Here is a 19,261-nt window from a genome sequence, read left to right as displayed (position 1 = left end):
CCCCCCCGCGCCCCGGGGCCGGAACGTCATGAGCGGCGCAGCTCGGCGGGTGGGCCGTGCGCCGCGGAGCCAATGGAGCCCAGAATGTGAGGAGAGGCACGGAGTTCCTCGTTGTACGTCTGCCGTCGCGTTCGCTGGGTAGGGCTGCGTTGATCCCGCAAGGTCGCCGTACTCAGCCAAAGGAGGCCCTCGTGGCCGCACCGGCATACCCCCTCTCCAAACCCGTGGCGCAGTTGCCCTCCCTCGAACCCGAGCCGCGCTTCTGCGTCTTCAGCGCGGAGGGCGCCTGTGCCGGGACCCCGCTCACCAGCGAACCGCCCCTGCCCGACGCCGAACCCCTGACCAGCGAACCCCCGCTCGCCGAGGCCGCGCCGCTGACCAGCGAGTCGGTGGCCCCCGAGCCGGACTGCACGAGGCCGTAGATGGCAGCGCAGGGGCCGGCCGAACCGCCCTCCGAGGAGCTGACCAGGCTCGCCGAGCTGCACGGCGTGGCCACCTCCTACAGCCCGTCGCCGGACCGTACGGTCGCGGCCTCGGCCACCGCCGTCACCCTGGTCCTCGCCGCCCTCGGCGTCGACGCCGGCACGGAGCAGGCGGCCCACGCCGCCCTCGCCGCCCGCGAGCGGGAGCTGGCCGAGCGGCTGCTGCCGCCCACCGTGGTGCTGTGGAGCGGCGGTACGTCCCCCGCGCTGGACGCCCTCCCGTCCGGCACCCGGCTGAGCGTCGAGACCGAGCAGGGCGAGACGCGGACCGGCGTCGACCAACTCCCGCCGGGTGTCCACCGGTTGACGGCCACCGCGCCCGACGGCCGCACCGCCGAGGCCCACCTGGTCGTCGCCCCGCCCCGGCTGCCCACGCCCACCGTCCGCTCGTACGGACTCCTCGTCCAGCTCTACTCCCTGCTCTCCCGGCGCTCCTGGGGCATGGGCGACCTCGGTGACCTCGCCGAGCTCACCGCCTGGGCCGGCCGTGCGCTCGGCGCCGGCTTCGTCCAGGTCAACCCGCTGCACTCGGCCGTCCCCGGCGCCCCCACCGACCCGTCCCCGTACCGCCCCTCCTCCCGCCGTTTCCCGGACCCGGTGTACCTGCGCGTCGAGGACCTGCCCGAGTACCCGTACGTCGAGGACCGCGAGAGCCTGCGGGCGCTGTCGTTGAAGGCCGCCGCACTGCGCGACTCCGTCCTGGAAAAGGGCGCCCTGATCGACCGGGACGCCGTGTGGGAGCTGAAGCGGGAGGCGCTGGAGCTGGTCCGCGAGGTGCCGCTGGGGCCGGGGCGGCGGGCCGCCTACGCCGACTTCCTGGCCCGGGAGGGCGAGGCGCTCGAGGACCACGCAACGTGGTACGCCCTCGCCGAGGTGCACGGTGCGGACTGGCGGAGCTGGCCGGAGGGACTGCGCGATCCCCGGTCGGCCGAGACCGCGCGCGCCCGGGCCGAGCTGATGGACCGGGTGGACTTCCACTGCCGGCTGGCCTGGCTCACCGACGCCCAGCTGGCGGCCGCCCAGCGCACCGCGCGCGACGCCGGCATGGCGGTCGGCGTCGTGCACGACCTCGCCGTGGGCGTGCACCCCGAGGGCGCCGACGCCTGGGCGCAGCAGCGGTACTTCGCGGCCGGTATGTCGGTGGGTGCCCCGCCGGACGCCTTCAACGCCCGCGGCCAGGACTGGGGTCTGCCGCCCTGGCGCCCGGACCGCCTGGCCGAGTCCGGGTACGAGCCGTACCGCCGCCTGCTGCGCGCCCTGTTCCGGTACGCGGGCGCCCTGCGCATCGACCACGTCATGGGCCTGTTCCGGCTCTGGTGGGTGCCGCAGGGGCATCCGCCCACCGAGGGCACCTACGTCCGCTACGACGCCGAGGCCATGCTCGCGGTCCTGGTGCTGGAGGCCTCCCGCGCCGGGTCCGTCGTCATCGGCGAGGACCTGGGCACCGTGGAGCCCGGCGTGCGGGAGAAGCTGCGCGAGCGCGGGGTGCTCGGCACGTCGGTGCTGTGGTTCGAGCGGGACTGGGAGGGCGACGGCCGGCCGCTGCCGCCCGAGGCCTGGCGCGCCGACTGCCTGGCCACCGCCACCACCCACGACCTGCCGTCCACCGCCGCCCGCCTCACCGGCGAACATGTCGAACTCCGCCACCGCCTGGACCTGCTGACCCGCCCGCTGGAGGAGGAACGCGCGGAGGCCGCGGCCGACACGGGGGAGTGGCTGGCCGTGCTCACCCGGCTCGGGCTGTTGCACGCCACCGGCGGCGGGCAGGCCACCTCCGAGGAGGAGGCCGAGATCCAGGCCGTCCACCGCTTCCTGCTGCGCACCCCGTCCCGGCTCGTCGGCGTCTGGCTGCCGGACACGGTCGGCGATCGCCGCCCGCAGAACCTGCCGGGCACCTGGGACCAGTACCCGAACTGGCGGCTGCCGGTCGCGGACGCGGAGGGCAGAGCGGTGACCCTGGAGGAGCTGGCCGGGTCACCGAGGCTGCACGCCCTGATCGACGTGCTGCGGACCGGGTAGCGGCGGGGTGGGGCCGTACGGTACCCCCCGCACGCGCGGCCCCGTTCGTCGTTCGATACTTTTGTCACCGTGGACAAGAAGAACGCCCTGCGCGCCGGCGCCCTGGCCGCCGGTACGACGCTGATGATGCTGCTCATGTCGTCCCCCGCGCTCGCGCTGACCCGCGACGACGGCGACGACCCCGGCCACGGCCTGAGCGTCATCCAGACGCTGGGCCTCTATGTCGCCATCCCGCTCGCCCTCTTCGGGACCATCGCCGGGCTGGTGATGGTCCTGGACAAGTCCAAGATCCGCACGGTCAAGCCCGGCGCGGAGAAGACCAGGGCGAAGGCCTGACTTCACACTCCGTCGAGGGCACCGGCCCCGCCGCCCGTTCGCGCACCAGGCGTACGAGGGCGAGACCGGTGCCCTCGACGTGTTCCGGCGGCTAGGGGCTCGGCGCCGTGAGGTACCGCTGCAGCGTGGGGGCCAGCCAGGCGACGAGCTCCTCCGGGTGCAGGTCCACCGCCGGCGTGATCCGCAGCACGTAACGCGTCAGCGCCAGCCCCAGCAGCTGCGCCGCCACGAGCGCGGCCCGGGCCGGCACCTGTTCCGGGTCCGGGCACACCTGACGGGTGGCCGGCAGCAACTGCTCCCGGAAGATCCCCTGCATCCGCTCCGCCCCGGCCCCGCTGGCCGCCGCGACCCGCAGCAGGGCGGTGAGCTCCTCGTTGTTCTCCCATACGTCGAGGAAGTGCGTCACGAGCGCCCGGCCGACGTCCTGGCGGGGCACCGCTCGCAGGTCCGGCAGCTCCAGGTCGACGGCGACGGCCGCCGCGAACAGACCCTCCTTGTTGCCGTAGTAGCGCATCACCATCGACGGGTCGATGCGCGCCTCCCTGGCGATGGCGCGGATGGTGGCGCGCTCATAGCCGTCGGCGGCGAAGCGTTCACGGGCGGCGGTGAGGATCGCCTCTCGGGTGGCGTCGGAGCGGCGGTGGGATTGCCTCGGGTCAGGGCTGGATCTCATGCCAACAAGCGTAGGCCAACGAGTGTGGGCCAACAAGTGTTGACTCCCCTGAGTCGCCCGCGCTACCTTCGTCAACGAGCGTTGGCAAACAACCGTTGGCAAACACGCGTTGGCCCCGGAGGTCCTCATGAACGGCACCCCGAACCCCGTGATCGTCGTCGGCGCCGGCCCCGCCGGTCTCCTGCTCGCCGGTGACCTCGCCACCGCCGGCGTCCCCGTCACACTTCTCGAGAAGCGCCCGCACGGCATCAGCAACCTCTCCCGTGCCTTCGTCCTGCACGCCCGCACCCTCGAACAACTCGACGCCCGGGGCCTGGCCGACCAGTTGGAGGCCGTCGGCCGCCCCCTCGACCGCCTGAACCTCTTCGGGCGCCTCACCCTCCGGCTCGAGACCCTCCCCTCCCGCTTCTCCCACCTGCTCGTCATCCCGCAGTACGAGGTGGAGAAGGCGATCGAGCGGCGTGCGGTCGAGGCCGGGGTGGACTTCCGGTACGAGACCGAGCTGACCGGCCTGACGCAGGACGCGGACGGCGTGACGGTCGAGGTGCGCGGACCCGGCGGAACCGCGCGGTCCCTGCGCGCCGGGTACGTCGTCGGCACCGACGGCATGCGCAGCGCCGTACGCGAGGCGGTCGGGCTGCCCTTCCCGGGGCGCTCCGTGATCCGTTCCGTCGTCCTCGCGGATGTGCGGCTGGCCGAGGAGCCCGGCAGCCTGCTCACCGTCAACGCCGTCGGTGACGCCTTCGCCTTCCTCGCGCCCTTCGGCGACGGCTACTACCGGCTGATCGGCTGGAACCGCGCCCGTGACGTCGCGGACAGCGAGCCCCTCGACCTCGACGAGATCAAGGAGGTCACCCGTCTCGCCCTCGGCCGTGACTTCGGCATGCACGACGCCCGCTGGATGTCCCGCTTCCACAGCGACGAACGCCAGGCGCCCGCCTACCGCGTGGGCCGCGTCTTCCTCGCCGGGGACGCCGCACACGTCCACACCCCGGCCGGCGGTCAGGGCATGAACACCGGCCTGCAGGACGCGGCCAACCTGAGCTGGAAGCTCGCGCAGGTCGTGAACGGCCACGCGGACCCGGCCCTCCTCGACACCTACCAGGCCGAACGCCACCCCGTCGGCAGGTCCGTCCTGCGCAGCAGCGGCGGCATCGTCCGCCTCGCGATGGCCAAGGGCCCCTGGGAACTGGCGTTCCGCGCCGCGCTCACCACCTTCCTCGACACCGTCGCCCCGGTCCGCCGCAGGATGGCCGCCCAGATCACCGGCATCGGTTACCGGTACCGGGCCCCGCGCGGCGCCCACCGCCTCACCGGCACCCGGGTCCCCGACGTCGCCCTCGGCAACGGCCGCCTCCACGAGGCCCTGCGCGGCGGCCGCTTCGTACTGATCACCCCGGACGCGGACGCGTACGGGGACCAGGGCGGCCGCAAGGACCGGCTGGCCGTGGACCGCTGGGCGAGCGGCCGCCGTACGACCGTGCTGGTGCGGCCCGACGGGTATGTGGCGTGGGCGGCGGACTCGGCGGACGCCCCGGCGGTCGAGCGGGCCCTCGCCGCCCATGTGGGGTGAACGGCTCTTCGGCCACGGGACTCCCACGTCCCGGCGGGCGGCCCACTCATCGCCCCGCCCGCCCCTCGCCTACGCGCTGAAGTAGTGCCCCTCCTCCAGGTCCTCCAGCAGCTCCGGGCCGGTCGGTTCCCAGCCCACCCACTTGCGGGTCAGGACGTTGGACGCCGGTACGTCGAGAGGGGCGACGTGCGCGAGCCAGCCGAAGTGGGAGGCCGCCTCCTCGGGGGAGACGGAGCGGACCGGCAGGTCCAGGTGACGGCCGATGACGGCGGCGATGTCGCGAAACGGCACACCCTCCTCGCCGACCGCGTGCAGTCGGGTGCCGGCCGGCGCCGACTCCAGGGCGAGCCGCACCAGACGGGCCGCGTCCGAGCGGTGCACGGCGGGCCAGCGGTTGGCGCCGTCGCCGACGTGGGCCGCGAAGCCCTTCTCGCGGGCGATGTCGATCAGCATCGAGACGAAGCCCTTGTCGCCCCGGCCGTGCACGGTCGGGGAGAAGCGGACGGCCGCCGACCGGACCCCGCGGTCGGCCAGCGCGACGGCCGCCTCCTCGTTGCGCGCCCGGACCGCCCCGAACGACTCGGGCGGCGCGGTGTCCTCCTCGGTGGCGACGCTGCCCGGCTTCAGCAGCGCCGTGCCGGAGGAGATCACGAACGGCTTGTCCGAGCCGGCCAGCGCCGCTCCGACGGCCTCGATGGCCCGCAGGTCGGCCGCGCAGGCGGCGGCGAAGTCGAAGGTCCCCGAGAAGTCGTGGATGAAGGCGAGATGGGCGACGCCGTCGGCCGCGGCGGCCCCCGCGGCGAGGGTGTCGGGGTCGGTCAGGTCCCCGCGGTGCACCTCGGCCCCGGCGGCCGTCAGCGCCGCGGCGGACGCGTCGGAGCGGGCGAGCCCGGTGACCTGATGCCCGGCGTCGAGGAGTTCGCGGACCACGGCGGAACCGATGAAACCGGTGGCGCCCGTGACGAATACACGCATGGTGCGGCCCTTCGGAAGGGTGGTGGGTGGGTGTGCGTCCATCCTCCGCAGGAGGCGGCGGCCGCGTCCAAAGCCTGTTCCGCATGGCGCAATACGATCCGGGCATCACCCCAGGTGAGTACGCTGGATGACATGGCCGACCTCGATCTCCGGCTGGTCCGGTACTTCATCGCTGTAGCCGAGCACCGCCACTTCGGCCGTGCCGCCGAGGCCCTGCACGTCACGCAGCCCTCGCTCAGCCGGCAGATCGCGAGCCTGGAGCAGCAGATCGGCGCCCGGCTCCTCGACCGCACCCCGCGCGGTACCCGTCTCACCGAGGCCGGCGAGGTGTTCCTGCCCCGCGCGAGGACGCTGCTGCGCTCCGCGGAGCAGGCCACCGCGGAGGCCCGCGCCGCCGCCGAGCCCGGCCGGTTCACCGTCGGCTTCACCAGCGGCGTGATCGTCACCGACGCCGTGCGCGAGCTGCGGCGCCGGCATCCGGAGGCCGACGTGCGAAGCCGGCACCTGCGCTGGGACGGGGCGCGCCCGGCGCTGCTCGACCACCGGGTGGACGCGGTGGTGACCCGGCTGCCCTTCGCCACCGACGGGTTGGACGTGACCGTCCTCTACGACGAGCCCAGGGCCGTGGTGATCCCCGTCGACCACCGCCTGGCCGGCAAGGAGTCCGTCACCGTCGACGACATCGCGGACGAGCCGATGCCCCGGATCATCGGCGCCGACCCCGCCTGGGCGGCCTTCTGGCGTCTCGAACCCCGGCCGGACGGCCGCCCGGCGCCCGAGGGCCCCGAGATCCAGGACCTGGAGGACAAGTTCGAGGTCGTCGCCGCCGGGGAGGCCCTGGTCGTCACGGCCTACCCGACCGGCATCCGGCTGCGTCCCGACCTCACCAGCGTCCCGCTGCACGGCGTGGAGCCCAGCCAGGTCGTCCTCGCCGTCCGCGCCGGCGACCGCGGCCGCCTGGTGACCGCCTTCCGGAAAGTCGCGCGCACCCACATCACCCGCCCCGACCCGCGATAGCGTCACACCGTCCCCGTGTGACGCAACCTGCGGAGGTGCCCGTGGTCGGCGATGTCTGCGCGGTCTGTGGCAAGCCGCTGCCCGCCCGGGCCGGCCGCTCCGGCCGCAGCTCCCTGTACTGCTCGGCGGCCTGCCGGCAGAAGGCGTACCGGCAGCGGCACGGGCCCGAGGAGAGCGGAGTGGAGGGGCTGATCGAGGACATCGCGCGGCAGGTGAAGGAACTGGCTCCGCAGCCGCCCTCCGTCCTGTACTCGGGGGCGAGCGAACTGTCCTCGGCGGTCGCCCGGCTGCGCCGCGTGGCACGGCTGGCACGGGACACGGCGAAGGAATCCGTCACGCCTGCCGCCGTTACGCAACCCGGCACCGGGCCCCTGCTCACCGAGACCGACTTCGCCGCCCTCACCGAGTCCCACCGGCGGGAGATCCAGGTCCACTGCTACCGGATGACCGGCTCCTACGACGACGCCGAGGACCTGGTGCAGGAGACGTTCCTGCGCGCCTGGCGGGCCCGGGACGCCTTCGAGGGACGGGCCGGCGCGCGCACCTGGCTGTACCGCATCGCCACCAACGCCTGCCTCGACTTCCAGCGCCGCACCGCCCGCCGCCCGCAGCGCTACGAGCCGGTCCCCGGCATGAACCACGGCACCGGCGAGCCGCCCGCCCGCGTCACCTGGCTCCAGCCCTACCCCGACGACGAACTGCCCTCCCCGGACGAGCAGCCGGAGGCCGCGGCCCTCTCCCGGGAGACCCTGGAGCTGGTCTTCCTCGCCGCCCTGCAACACCTGCCGCCCCGCCAGCGCGCGGTGCTCATCCTGCGGGACGTGCTGGGCCTGACCGCGGCCGAGACCGCCGAGGCCCTCGGCCTGACCGTGGCCTCCGCCAACAGCGCCCTGCAACGCGCCCGTCCCACCCTCCGCGACCACCTGCCGGCCCGGCGCGCCGACTGGACCGCCGCCGGGCCGACGCGGGCCCAACGCGCCGTCCTGCAGCGGTACATGAGCGCCGCCGAACAGCTCGACCTCGCTGCGATGACCGACCTGCTCGCCCAGGACGTCACGCTCACCATGCCGCCCAACCCGTTCTGGTTCACCGGCCGCGACGCCCTCCTCGACTTCCTGCGCCCCACCCTCGACCCGGCCTCCCCGATGTTCTTCGGCCACTGGCGCCACCTGCCCGCCCGCGCCAACGGCCTGCTCGCGGCGGGCGGCTACGTCCGCAGGCCCGGTACCAACGTCCACCGCGCCCAGGTCCTCGACGTGCTCCGTTTCGACGCCGACGACCGGATCGTGGAGATCACCTCCTTCGAGCCGCACCTGTTCCCGGCCTTCGGGCTGCCGCTGCGGCTGTGACCCCGCCGACCGATGAGCGGCCGCCGTCCCGTGCGTCTGTACGACCGACCGCTACGGAACACCCCTGAGGGAGATCACCATGCTGCTCACCGACAAGACCGCGATCATCTACGGCGCCGGCGGTTCGATCGGCGCCGCGGTGGCCCGCGCCTTCGCCGCCGAGGGCGCGCGGGTGCACCTCGTCGGACGGACCCGCAAGACGCTGGAGGCGGTGGCCGACGGCATCGAGGGCGCCGAGGTCGCGGTCGTGGACGCGCTGGACGAGACGGCCGTGGAGGAGCACCTCGCCGGTGTCGGCGCCGTCGACGTCTCCTTCAACCTGGTCTCGCGCGGCGACGTGCAGGGCGCCCCGCTCACCGAGATGCCGGTGGACGACTTCCTGCGGCCCGTGCTCGCCGGCACCCGCGCCAACTTCATCACCGCCCGCGCCGCCGGGCGCCGCATGGCCGAGCGGGGTTCCGGGGTGATCCTCACCCTCAACAGCGGCTCCGCACACGGCAGTCCGATGATGGGCGGTACCGGCCCCGCGGACGCCGCCACCGACACCCTCGTACGCAACCTGGCGATCGAGCTGGGCCCGCGCGGGGTGCGGGCGGTGGGCCTGTGGGCGGCCGGTGTGCCGGAGACGTTCACCGTCGAGAAGCTGTCCGCGGTCAACCCGGCGATCGACGAGGCCGCCGTCCAGGGCATCGTCGCGGGCCTCGCCGGGATGCGCATGACCCACCGCAACCCCACCCTCGCCGAGGTCGCCGCCACCGCGGTCTTCCTCGCCTCCGACCAGGCGGCCGGCATCACGGGCACCTTCGTCAACGTCACCGGCGGCATGGTCGTGCGCTGAGGAAAGGCAAAGGGCGCCCGGCAACAAACACCGGGCGCCCTGAACGCCCTCAGGGGCGCGGGACCCTGTCTACATGCGGCTCCGCCGCGTGGGCGCGACAAGCCACGACGGCGCCGCAGACGACCGACGACCTGTGCCGGCCTTCCAGCGGAGCGCCTACGCCGCCGCGTCCGCGGCCTGGGCCTTCAGCGCGCGCTCCACGCCCGAGCGGGACTCCGAGACCAGGCGGCGCAGGGCCGCGCCCGGCTCGGCCTCGGCCAGCCAGGTGTCCGTGAGCTCCAGCACCTCCTGGGACACCTGGACGGACGGGTACAGGCCGACGGCGATCTGCTGGGCCATCTCGTGCGAACGGGACTCCCAGATGCCCTTGACCACCTCGAAGTACTTCGCCGTGTACGGCGCCAGCAGCTCCCGCTGGTCCGTCTGCACGAAGCCGCCGATGACGGCCTCCTGGACGGCGTTGGGCAGCTTGTCGGACTCGACGACCGACGCCCAGGCCTCCGCCTTCGCCTCCGCCGTCGGACGGGCGGCACGGGCGCTGGCCGCGTGGCGCTCGCCGGCCGCGGTCCTGTCCCGCTCGTACTCGCCGGCGATCTCCGCCTCGTCGAATCGGCCGACCGCGGCGAGCCGCTGCACCAGCGCCCAGCGCAGCTCGGTGTCGACGGCCAGGCCCTCGACGGTCTGCGAACCGTCCAGCAGGGACTCGAGCAGGTCAAGCTGCTCCGGCGTGCGGGCGGTGGCCGCGAAGGCCCGCGCCCAGGCCAGCTGGTGGTCGCTGCCGGGCTCGGCCGCACGCAGGTGGGCGAGGGTGGCGTCGGTCCAGCGGGTGAGCAGGGACTCGCGGGCGGTCGGGTCGGCGTACAGGTCGATCGCGAGCTTGACCTGGCGGTGCAGCGACTGCACGACACCGATGTCGGACTCCTTGCCGATGCCCGACAGGACCAGCGAGAGGTAGTCGCGGGTGGCGAGCTCCGCGTCCCGGGTCATGTCCCAGGCCGACGCCCAGCACAGGGCGCGGGGCAGGGAGGACTCGAAGTCGCCGAGGTGCTCGGTGACGAACGCCAGAGACTGCTCGTCGAGGCGGACCTTGGCGTACGACAGGTCGTCGTCGTTGAGCAGCACGACGGCCGGACGGCGCCGGCCGGCCAGCTGCGGTACGGCGGTCAGCTCGCCGTCCACGTCCAGCTCGATCCGGTCCTCGCGCACCAGCTTGCCGCTGGTCTCGTCGAGTTCGTACAGGCCGACCGCGATGCGGTGCGGACGCAGGGTCGGCTCTCCCTTCGCCCCGGCGGGGAGGGCGGGGGCCTCCTGGCGGATGGCGAAGGAGGTCACGACGCCCTCGGCGTCCGTCTCGATCTCCGGGCGCAGGACGTTGATGCCGGCCGTCTGCAGCCACTTCTGCGACCAGGTCCCCAGGTCGCGGCCGGAGGTCTCCTCCAGGGCGCCCAGCAGGTCGGACAGGCGGGTGTTGCCGTAGGCGTGACGCTTGAAGTACGCCTGGACGCCGGCGAAGAACTCGTCCATGCCGACGTAGGCGACGAGCTGCTTGAGGACGCTGGCGCCCTTGGCGTACGTGATGCCGTCGAAGTTGACCAGGACGTCGTCGAGGTCGCGGATCTCGGCCATGATCGGGTGGGTGGAGGGCAGCTGGTCCTGCCGGTAGGCCCACGTCTTCATGGAGTTGGCGAACGTCGTCCAGGAGTGCGGCCAGCGGGAGTCCGGGTGGTGGGCCTGGCAGGCGATGGAGGTGTAGGTGGCGAACGACTCGTTCAGCCACAGGTCGTTCCACCACTCCATGGTGACCAGGTCGCCGAACCACATGTGGGCCAGCTCGTGCAGGATGGTCTCCGCGCGCAGCTCGTACGACGCGTCGGTGACCTTGGAGCGGAACACGTACTGGTCCCGGATGGTCACGGCGCCGGCGTTCTCCATCGCGCCCGCGTTGAACTCCGGTACGAACAGCTGGTCGTACTTCTTGAACGGGTACGCGTAGTCGAACTTCTCCTGGAACCACTCGAAGCCCTGGCGGGTGACCTCGAAGATCCCGTCGGAGTCGAGGAACTCGGCGAGCGAGGGCCGGCAGTAGATGCCGAGCGGCACGGACTGGCCGTCCTTCTCGTACACGCTGTGCACGGAGTGGTACGGGCCGACGATCAGGGCGGTGATGTAACTGGAGATCCGCGGGGTCGGCTCGAAGACCCAGACGTCGTCCTTGGGCTCGGGCGTCGGGGAGTTGGAGACGACGGTCCAGCCCGTGGGCGCCTTCACGGTGAACTGGAAGGTGGCCTTCAGGTCCGGCTGCTCGAAGCTCGCGAACACGCGGCGGGCGTCCGGTACCTCGAACTGGGTGTACAGGTAGGCCTGTTGGTCGACGGGGTCGACGAACCGGTGCAGGCCCTCGCCGGTGTTGGTGTACGCGCAGTCGGCCACGACCCGGAGGACGTTACGGCCCTCGAGCAGCCCCGGCAGGGCGATCCGGGAGTCCTTGAACACCTCGTCGGGCGCCAGCGGGTCGCCGTTCAGCGTGACCTCGTGGACGGTCGGGGCGACCAGGTCGATGAAGGACTCGGAGCCGTTCTCGCGGACGTCGAAACGCACCGTCGTCACGGACCGGTACGTACCGCCCTCCTGCGCGCCGGAGAGGTCGAGATCGATCTCGTAGGACTCGACAGTGAGCAGCTGAGCCCGCTGCTGAGCCTCTTCGCGGGTCAGGTTTGTGCCAGGCACGCGGTCATCTCCTCGGTAGGTGGGTCCGGCGGTGCGGCCATCCTTCCACGGCGGCGAGGGGAAGCGCGATGTCCATTTACCGCCGGTCGTCAGGCCCGCACCGCGCGAGCCGGGGACGTATGACGACCTACACCGCACGCCCCGTCGCCCGAGCCACCCTTGATGAACTGCGCGTCACCGACGACGCGGGTCACCCGATGGCCCCGTTCACCGACGACGAGGGCGGCGCACCCCTGCGCTGCTGTCTGCGGCGCAGCGAGCCGGGGGAACGGATCGCGCTCGTGGCGTACGCGCCGCTGCGCCGCTGGGCGGCCGAGACAGGCGCCGAGCCGGGAGCCTACGACGAGCAGGGGCCCGTCTTCGTCCATGCCGACGAGTGCCGGGGACCGGACACCGGCGCCCCCTACCCCTTCGGGGGTGCCCACCGCACCGTCCGCCGCTACTCCGCCAGCGGTCACATCCTCGTCGGCAGCGAGCTGGTCGACGCCCTCGACGACGCGGCCTTCCGAAAAGCGTTCGACGACCCGGAGGTGGCACTCGTCCATGTCCGGGCCGTCGAGTACGGCTGTTTCCTCTACGAGGTGCGCAGACCCCGGCCCCGCAGTTCGGCCGCCACCAGCTCCGCGATCTGTACCGCGTTCAGTGCGGCGCCCTTGCGGAGGTTGTCGTTGGAGATGAACAGGGCGAGACCGTTGTCCACCGTCTCGTCGCGGCGGATGCGGCCGACGTAGGCGGGGTCCTGGCCGGCGGCCTGGAGAGGGGTCGGGATGTCGGAGAGTTCGACGCCCGGGGCGGCGGCCAGCAGCTCCGTCGCGCGCTCGGGGCTGATCGGGCGGGCGAAACGGGCGTTGACCTGCAGGGAGTGGCCGGAGAAGACCGGGACCCGGACGCAGGTGCCGGAGACCTTCAGGTCCGGGATCTCCAGGATCTTGCGGGACTCGTTGCGGAGCTTCTGCTCCTCGTCCGTCTCGTTCAGGCCGTCGTCGACGAGGTTGCCGGCGAAGGGCAGCACGTTGAAGGCGATGGGGCGCTTGTAGACGCCGGGCTCGGGGAAGTCGACCGCGGAGCCGTCGTGGGTCAGCTTGTCGGCGTCGGCGATCACCTTCTGCGCCTGCCCGTGCAGCTCCGCCACGCCCGCGAGGCCCGAACCGGACACCGCCTGGTAGGTGGCGACGACCAGCGCCTCGAGGCCCGCCTCGGCGTGCAGGACCTTCAGCGCCGGCATCGCGGCCATCGTGGTGCAGTTCGGGTTGGCGATGATGCCCTTGGGGCGGTCGGCGATCGCGTGCGGGTTCACCTCGGAGACGACCAGCGGGACCTCGGGGTCCTTGCGCCAGGCGGAGGAGTTGTCGATCACGACGGCGCCCTGCGAGGCGACCTTCTCGGCCAGCGCCTTGGAGGTCGCGCCACCCGCGGAGAACAGCACGATGTCCAGGCCGGTGTAGTCGGCCGTGGCCGCGTCCTCCACCGTCACACCGTCCAGCTCGGTCCCGGCGGAACGGGCCGAGGCGAACAGGCGCAGCTCGGTGACCGGGAAGTTCCGTTCCTTGAGGATCCTGCGCATGACCGTGCCGACCTGACCGGTGGCTCCGACGATTCCGACCCTCACGGCGACTCCTTCTGCGTGTACGTGCGTGTCTGCGGCTTTTCCATCATGCGGCCGACCCGGGCCCGCCTGTCCAATTCTTTGCGCCCCATGCCCGAGGAGTGGAACGCCGGACGGTGTGACCTACGCCTCCACACAACTTCTCGGGACCGGCCCGAACGTTTCCGGGTGCTGCGGCGTCGTAGAAGAAACGCGGTGAGGGGGTGGCTCGTGCTGCGCAGAAAGGCCCGCCGCGCGCCGGAGGGTGACGATCCTCTGGACGCGGCTCAGGAACGCCGGGTGCGGGCGGTGCTCGCGCTGGGCGGGGTGCCGCAGGCGGACCTGCCGGACGGGGTGCAGCAGGTCCGCCTGCGGTTGCTGGAGCGCGCCGCGAAGGGGTACGAGGCCCCGCGTGACGTCTCCGCGTGGGCGGCCGTCGTCGCCTCCAACCTGGCCATGGACTGGCACCGCGCCAAGCGCCGCCAGGAGCGGATCGGGGAGCGGCTGGCCTCGCTGCGCCAACTGGAGCACCCGTCGGGGGAGGACACCAGCGTGCTCTCCCTGGCCGTCGCCCAGGGGCTCGACGAGCTCCCCGACTCCCAGCGCCAGGTCCTCGTCCTGCGCTTCTACGCCGACCTGCCGGTCCGCTCGATCGCCGAGGAGCTCGGCGTCCCGGAGGGCACGGTCAAGAGCCGGCTGCACACGGCGGTCCGGGCCCTGCGCGCCCGTCTGCACGAGGACGAGGTGGTGTGAGATGACCGCCGACGACCAGACGTACGACGGCGCCGACGCGCTGATGGCCGCGATCACCGGCGAGCGGCCCCCGGACGGCGCCGACGCCGCCTTCCTCGCCGAGCACCGCGCGGCCGAGGCCGACCTGGCGCTGCTGCGGGAACAGCTCGGGATCATCGGGGACGCGCTGGCCGGGGAGCAGCAGGCCTCGAGGACGGCGACCGCTCCGGTACGGCCGTCCCGCAGCCGGCGCCAGGTGCGCCGGTTCGCCTTCGCCGGCCTCGCCGTGACCGCCGTCGCGGGCCTGCTGTCGGGGGTGATCTGGCTGCTGGGGCAGGCTGCCGGGGACAGCGCGAACTCCGCGTCGGGCACCAGCGCCGACGCGGGCGGCAAGTCGATGGAGTCCGCCGCCCGCGCCCCCCTGTCCAGCCCCGGCTACCTCGCCTGCACCCGTCTCCTCGTCGAGGGCACGGTCACGGCCGCCGAGCCGGTCCCCTCGGCCACCGGGCAGGTACGGATCACCGTGCACGTCACCCACGCCTACAAGCCGCGCAGGGCCGAGCCGGAAGTCACCTTCGTGCTCGACGCGCGTCAGCTCGCGGGGCCCCTCCACCGGGGCGACCACGTCCTGGTCGCGTTGCCACGGCACGCGGCCGTCCCGCAGCAGGTCCTGGTCGGTGAGGCGTCCATCGCCCGCGAACGCGCGGGGATCGAGCGGGCGCTGGGTGAGTCGGCCGGCGCGACCTGCGGATGAGGAAGGGCGGGCGCCCGAACGGACGCCCGCCCCTACCGCCGTACCCACCGGTTACGGCGTGACCCTCTCGATCTTCACGCTGCCGGTGCCCGCGACCGTGCCGCGGCCGTTCACCAACTGGACCTGGCCGAAGAACTCACGTCCCGCGGGTGCCTCCGCCGTGGCGGTGACGCTGCCGGAGACGCTCGCCGAGGCGCCCGTGCCGAGCCTGACCGGCGCCGAACCGTCCACGGTGACCGTGCCCAGGGACGGGGAGAAGAAGACGTCCCGGTAGTCGTACGCGGTCGAACCGGACGGCACGGAGTAGCCGTCGACCTCGATGGTGTACGTGCCGGCGGCGGGCGAGGCGATGGAGACCGCTTCCTCCGAGTCGCCGTCGGCGGACTGGCCGACGACCGTGCCGGCCGCGTTCCTCACGGTCAGGTCGAGGTCGGCGGCCCCGTCGGAGACGTTGCCGATCGCCACGTCGAGCGACTTGGCGCCCTCCGGCACCTCCACGGCCGTGGTCTGCGTCTGCCCCTGCCCGATGGTCGGGCGGGCCGACTTCGCCGAGCCGAGCGGGCCGCCGACCAGGTGGCCGTCGATCGCGGCGAGCCGGTTGGTCACCTTCCAGGAGGCGGCGGCCGGGGTGCCGGCCTTCGCCTCGGGCACGGTCACCGTCGCCGGGTCGAAGGCGGCGCCGTACACGGCGAGGTCCAGCCGGTACGGGTTGTCCAGCAGCGGCGAGGTGCGGCGCGACTCGACCTCGATCTCCCAGACGCCCGGCTGCGGGTCGGCGTACGCGCGCACGTCGGGCTTGCAGCCGTTGCCGTCGAGGTAGTTGTTGTAGCAGTACGGGGTCGAGGTGTTGTCGACCGGGACGCCGTACGGGTGGATCGCGATGAACCGGGTCTGGCTGCTGTCCTTCAGCCCGCCGATCGCGACCTCCAGCGACTTCGCGCCCTCGGGCACGGTCACGAAGTACGACCGCGTGCTGTTGCGCTGCACAGAGCCGGCCGCGGCGTAGGTGTACCTCACCGGCGTGGAGACCACGACGGTGGTGAGGATCTGCCGGTCGACGCCCTCGGTCCGCGGGTCGTCGACCTCGAGTATCGCGCTCTTCAGGCCGGCCGACCCCGGGTTCGCCTGCACCTTCACCGTCACCGGCTGGTTCAGCGGCAGCCGCACCTCGTGCGAACCGAGGACCTTGAAGGTGTCACCGGCGTTGTTCGTCAGGCGCAGCTCGTGCCGGATCGGCTTGTTCGCGCCGGAGGTGCGGGTGATCGTGACGTCGTACGTCTTCTTCTGCCCGGCCTTCAGGCCGCCCTCGCGGTCGTAGAGGCCGCTGCCGAAGCCCGGCGTCTTCAGCGCGGAGTCGAGCGCGGTGTCGACCGGCGCCTTCACCGTGTAGTCGTGGGCGGTGGCGCCGGCGCGGACGGCGTCCCAGGCGTCGACGACGTCGATCAGCCCGGCGCCTTCCTCGTACGCCTGAACTCCCTTGATGTGGTGGGCGGTCGAGGTCAGCGCCGTGCGCAGGTCGGCGGGCGTCAGCTCGATGCGCTTCTGCTTCGCGGCGCTCAGCAGCAGCGCGGTGGCGCCGGTGGCCTGCGGGGAGGCCATCGAGGTGCCCTGCAGCATGGAGTAGCCGGCCGGCAGCGGGTAGCCCGCCTCGGCGACCGGGGAGCCCGGCAGCCAGGTCTGGGTGGTGTTGATGGCGGCACCCGGCGCGGACAGGGTCGGCGTGAAGCCGCCGTCCTCCCGCGGACCGCGCGAGGAGAACGGCATCATCGCGTACTTCTTGTCCACGACCGAGCCGTAGTTGGCCGCCCAGGTCTCCTTGGAGATGGTCGCGCCGACCGAGATCACCTTGTCGGCCAGACCCGGGTCGCCGATGGTGTTCGCGCCGGGGCCGGAGTTGCCGGCCGAGATCACCAACTGCACGCCGTAGGTGTCGATGAGACGGGTGTACAGCTCGGCGCGCGCGTTGTTGCCGTCGTTCAGGGCCGGCAGGCCGCCGATGGACATGTTGACGATGTCCACACCGCGGTTGACGACCAGGTCGATCATGCCCTCGGTGAGCGCGACGTTGGTGCAACCGCCGGTCCAGGTGCAGGCGCGGGAGGAGACGAGCTTCGCGCCGGGGGCCGCGCCGTTCATCCGGCCGCCGAACAGGCCGCCTGCGGCGGTGATGCCGGCGACGTGCGTGCCGTGCTCGGACTCGATGACGCCGATGTTGACGAAGTCGGCCTTCTTGCCGACCCAGTCGCCGCCGTAGGGGTCCATCGGCACGTCCTTGCGGATCTGCACCACGAACGGCTGACGCTCCACCACATCGGTCTTCGGGTCGTCGGTCCCGAAGTAGCCGACCTGGTACCCGTCCTTGTACGGCTTCATCGGCGTGTCGTCGCTGAAGTCGAAGTTGTTGTTCAGGTCCACACGGACGGTGCCGGCGGCGGCGTCGTAGAGGACGCCCCACTTGTCCGTCGTGTCCCCGTCCCGGTTGGCGTCGCCCTTGGCGTCACCGCCCGCGGTGGCGGCCTCGCTGAAGGTGCTGACCTGGTACGACCCTGCGGGCGCCGTCCAGGTGCGGCCGCCGTAGGTGAAGGTCGGGCCGGAGACGGAGGTGACCATCGGGCGCCAGGTGGCGTCGTTGTCGACGATCGGGTCCGTCGCCGTCACCCAGTCGACGATCTTCCGCTCACCTGTGGTGGTCTTCTGCAGCGCGGGGTGACCGAGGTCGACACCGGAGTCCAGGATGCCGATGGTGACACCGCGTCCGTCCGCCTTCGGGTGCTCCTTGACGAAGTCGACCGCGCCCGTCTCGAAGGACGGGTTGTAGGGGTTGCGGGCCGGGGTGTTCTTGCCGGGCGCACGGTAACTGGGCTTGGACGGACCCGACTTGGGGCCGCCGCCCGCGCTCGGGTCGTCCAGCGGTATCTCGTCGCGCAGGTCGATGCCGTGCACGGAGGACAGCTTCGCGGCGGCGGCGATGGCCGCGTCCGCCTTCGCGGTGGGGACGGTGGCGCGGACGTAGCCGAGCCGGTCGTAGGTCCGGCCCACCGAGCCGCCCTTGACCGCGTCCAGTTCCTGGGCGACCTGCTCGGTCTGCCCGGGGGCGGTGGCGATCATCATCGTGACGTTCTCGGCGCCGTCGGCCTTGGCCTCGGCGAGCAGGTCCGCGTCGTGGGAACCCAGCTTGTCCCGCGCGGACTTGACGGTGCCGTCCGCGGGCGTACCGGTGGACGGGGCGTCGGCGGAGAAGGCCAGGGGTATCGGCCCCGCCGCGCAGAGCGCGGCGACGAGTCCGGCGGCCACCGCTGTGCGGGCCACGGGTCTGAGGGTCATCGGCATCCCTTGGAGGTGAAGGAACGGGCGTCAATGACCGCTCAGCTTTACCCAACCGACAGTTGTTTGGGAAGTGTTGACCGACGGGATACGAGTGTATGGGGAAAACCCCCGGTGTGCTTTAGGTACGTCGGTAACCAAGCCGGGCAAATCGTGCGCGGGTTCATGGTTCCTTCGAGCGTGCGTAATGCCGTGAGGTCCGCACCCGGCTTCCGTACCGTGCCTGTGTGAGACGGAAACTGAGGGTGGCGGCCTACGCCATGTGCGTCCGCGACGGCCAACTCCTGCTCGCCCGCTGGACCGGCCGTGACGGCGTGCCCGAATGGACCCTGCCGGGCGGCGGGATGGAACACGGCGAGGACCCCTACGACACGGTGCTCCGGGAGGTGGAGGAGGAGACGGGTCACCTCGTCGAGATCACGGCCCTGCTCGGCGTCCACACCCACCGCCTCCGCCTCCCCGGCCGGTTCGGCCGGCCCGTCGACCAGCAGGGCCTCCGCCTGGTCTACGAGGCCCGGATCACCGGCGGCGAACTCCGCCCCGAGGTCGGCGGTTCGACGGACCTGGCGGCCTGGCATCCCCTGGAGGCGGTGGGCGGGCTGAACCGGGTCGGGCTCGTCGACGTCGGGCTGGCGCTGTGGCGGGAGCGGCCCGTGACGGGTCGGGTACCCGCGAAGATGAACACCGCGTGACCGCCTCCGGGCGGCTCGTCGAGCGGTCATGGACACGCAGGGTGCGCCAAGATCCACGTACGGTGATCGGCGTCGGTCGTTGCCGTCTCGTTCACGCGCAGGTCATTCCCGGTGCCAAGCATCATCGGCGAGCGGGTCGTTCGCGTCAGCGAAAACCCGCGACCACTGCCGACGCGTTCGCACTC

At 72.6% G+C, this 19,261-nt stretch carries 15 protein-coding genes and 1 pseudogene; 11 read left to right on the top strand and 5 right to left on the bottom strand.

Annotated elements, in window-relative coordinates; genetic code table 11:
- Positions 1-191 precede the first annotated feature (191 nt).
- From ACIRVK_RS15410 to ACIRVK_RS15400, 3 genes are all read left to right on the top strand, one after another.
- Positions 192-422 (top strand): hypothetical protein, encoded by a 231-nt coding sequence (locus ACIRVK_RS15410; RefSeq protein ID WP_404247047.1) that lies wholly within the window; start codon positions 192-194, stop codon positions 420-422.
- The gene (gene malQ, locus ACIRVK_RS15405) at positions 423-2,501 is read left to right on the top strand and encodes a 4-alpha-glucanotransferase (RefSeq protein WP_404247045.1); all 2,079 of its coding nucleotides are present in this window, start codon (positions 423-425) and stop codon (positions 2,499-2,501) included.
- A 69-nt stretch (positions 2,502-2,570) separates the two neighbouring features.
- A complete protein-coding gene (locus ACIRVK_RS15400; RefSeq protein WP_404247043.1) occupies positions 2,571-2,837 on the top strand; it encodes a hypothetical protein in 267 nt (88 codons plus the stop codon).
- A gap of 91 nt (positions 2,838-2,928) precedes the next feature.
- Here ACIRVK_RS15400 and ACIRVK_RS15395 read toward each other — a convergent pair whose 3' ends face one another.
- Positions 2,929-3,510 carry a TetR family transcriptional regulator gene (locus ACIRVK_RS15395; protein WP_404247041.1) on the bottom strand — a complete coding sequence of 194 codons (582 nt, stop codon included), beginning with the start codon at positions 3,508-3,510 and terminating at the stop codon, positions 2,929-2,931.
- Between the two features lie 127 nt (positions 3,511-3,637).
- On the opposite strand from ACIRVK_RS15395, the gene ACIRVK_RS15390 reads away from it, so the two are divergent.
- Complete coding sequence (locus ACIRVK_RS15390) at positions 3,638-5,083, top strand: FAD-dependent monooxygenase (RefSeq protein ID WP_404247039.1); 1,446 nt, start codon at positions 3,638-3,640, stop codon at positions 5,081-5,083.
- A gap of 69 nt (positions 5,084-5,152) precedes the next feature.
- Here ACIRVK_RS15390 and ACIRVK_RS15385 read toward each other — a convergent pair whose 3' ends face one another.
- On the bottom strand, positions 5,153-6,058 hold the full coding sequence (locus tag ACIRVK_RS15385; protein WP_404247037.1) for an SDR family oxidoreductase: 906 nt from the start codon (positions 6,056-6,058) through the stop codon (positions 5,153-5,155).
- A 132-nt stretch (positions 6,059-6,190) separates the two neighbouring features.
- Between ACIRVK_RS15385 and ACIRVK_RS15380 the strand changes: the two genes are divergently transcribed.
- From ACIRVK_RS15380 to ACIRVK_RS15370, 3 genes are all read left to right on the top strand, one after another.
- Positions 6,191-7,075: a LysR family transcriptional regulator gene (locus ACIRVK_RS15380; protein ID WP_404247035.1), complete on the top strand. Its 885-nt coding sequence runs from the start codon at positions 6,191-6,193 to the stop codon at positions 7,073-7,075.
- A gap of 17 nt (positions 7,076-7,092) precedes the next feature.
- Positions 7,093-8,424 (top strand): sigma-70 family RNA polymerase sigma factor, encoded by a 1,332-nt coding sequence (locus ACIRVK_RS15375; RefSeq protein ID WP_404247033.1) that lies wholly within the window; start codon positions 7,093-7,095, stop codon positions 8,422-8,424.
- 79 nt (positions 8,425-8,503) lie between these two features.
- On the top strand, positions 8,504-9,262 hold the full coding sequence (locus tag ACIRVK_RS15370) for an SDR family NAD(P)-dependent oxidoreductase (RefSeq protein ID WP_404247031.1): 759 nt from the start codon (positions 8,504-8,506) through the stop codon (positions 9,260-9,262).
- Between the two features lie 156 nt (positions 9,263-9,418).
- Here the strand turns inward: ACIRVK_RS15370 and pepN are convergent, their stop codons facing one another.
- On the bottom strand, positions 9,419-11,989 hold the full coding sequence (pepN, locus tag ACIRVK_RS15365; RefSeq protein WP_404247029.1) for an aminopeptidase N: 2,571 nt from the start codon (positions 11,987-11,989) through the stop codon (positions 9,419-9,421).
- A 119-nt stretch (positions 11,990-12,108) separates the two neighbouring features.
- On the opposite strand from pepN, the pseudogene ACIRVK_RS15360 reads away from it, so the two are divergent.
- Positions 12,109-12,582 (top strand): annotated as a pseudogene (locus tag ACIRVK_RS15360) (DUF1203 domain-containing protein); the annotation flags it as partial.
- Here ACIRVK_RS15360 and ACIRVK_RS15355 read toward each other — a convergent pair.
- Positions 12,564-13,598: an aspartate-semialdehyde dehydrogenase gene (locus ACIRVK_RS15355; protein ID WP_404247027.1), complete on the bottom strand. Its 1,035-nt coding sequence runs from the start codon at positions 13,596-13,598 to the stop codon at positions 12,564-12,566. The pseudogene ACIRVK_RS15360 and the gene ACIRVK_RS15355 sit on opposite strands and share 19 nt — an antisense overlap.
- A gap of 207 nt (positions 13,599-13,805) precedes the next feature.
- Between ACIRVK_RS15355 and ACIRVK_RS15350 the strand changes: the two genes are divergently transcribed.
- Entirely contained in the window at positions 13,806-14,327 is a 522-nt protein-coding gene (locus ACIRVK_RS15350) for a sigma-70 family RNA polymerase sigma factor (RefSeq protein ID WP_404247025.1), read from the top strand.
- A 1-nt stretch (position 14,328) separates the two neighbouring features.
- Positions 14,329-15,060 carry a hypothetical protein gene (locus ACIRVK_RS15345; RefSeq protein WP_404247023.1) on the top strand — a complete coding sequence of 244 codons (732 nt, stop codon included), beginning with the start codon at positions 14,329-14,331 and terminating at the stop codon, positions 15,058-15,060.
- Positions 15,061-15,111: 51 nt separating this feature from the next.
- On the opposite strand, the gene ACIRVK_RS15340 is transcribed toward ACIRVK_RS15345, so the two are convergent.
- Entirely contained in the window at positions 15,112-18,384 is a 3,273-nt protein-coding gene (locus ACIRVK_RS15340; protein ID WP_404247021.1) for a S8 family serine peptidase, read from the bottom strand.
- A gap of 227 nt (positions 18,385-18,611) precedes the next feature.
- Here ACIRVK_RS15340 and ACIRVK_RS15335 point away from each other — a divergent pair, with 227 nt between their 5' ends.
- Positions 18,612-19,076: an NUDIX hydrolase gene (locus ACIRVK_RS15335; protein ID WP_404247019.1), complete on the top strand. Its 465-nt coding sequence runs from the start codon at positions 18,612-18,614 to the stop codon at positions 19,074-19,076.
- Positions 19,077-19,261 lie beyond the last annotated feature (185 nt).

It is taken from the genome of Streptomyces sp. NPDC101152, assembly GCF_044768275.1.
In the GTDB taxonomy this organism is placed as follows: Bacteria; Actinomycetota; Actinomycetes; order Streptomycetales; family Streptomycetaceae; genus Streptomyces.
The sequence above is the reverse complement of the archived record's forward strand: the minus strand, read 5'-3'. Positions and strand labels throughout refer to the sequence as shown.

Excerpts from the sequence above, each read along its gene's own strand:
- malQ (WP_404247045.1), top strand. The coding sequence starts at position 423 with ATGGCAGCGCAGGGGCCGGCCGAACCGCCCTCCGAGGAGCTGACCAGG.
- ACIRVK_RS15395 (WP_404247041.1), bottom strand. The coding sequence starts at position 3,510 with ATGAGATCCAGCCCTGACCCGAGGCAATCCCACCGCCGCTCCGACGCC.
- ACIRVK_RS15390 (WP_404247039.1), top strand. The coding sequence starts at position 3,638 with ATGAACGGCACCCCGAACCCCGTGATCGTCGTCGGCGCCGGCCCCGCC.
- ACIRVK_RS15385 (WP_404247037.1), bottom strand. The coding sequence starts at position 6,058 with ATGCGTGTATTCGTCACGGGCGCCACCGGTTTCATCGGTTCCGCCGTG.
- ACIRVK_RS15380 (WP_404247035.1), top strand. The coding sequence starts at position 6,191 with ATGGCCGACCTCGATCTCCGGCTGGTCCGGTACTTCATCGCTGTAGCC.
- ACIRVK_RS15370 (WP_404247031.1), top strand. The coding sequence starts at position 8,504 with ATGCTGCTCACCGACAAGACCGCGATCATCTACGGCGCCGGCGGTTCG.
- ACIRVK_RS15345 (WP_404247023.1), top strand. The coding sequence starts at position 14,329 with ATGACCGCCGACGACCAGACGTACGACGGCGCCGACGCGCTGATGGCC.
- ACIRVK_RS15340 (WP_404247021.1), bottom strand. The coding sequence starts at position 18,384 with ATGACCCTCAGACCCGTGGCCCGCACAGCGGTGGCCGCCGGACTCGTC.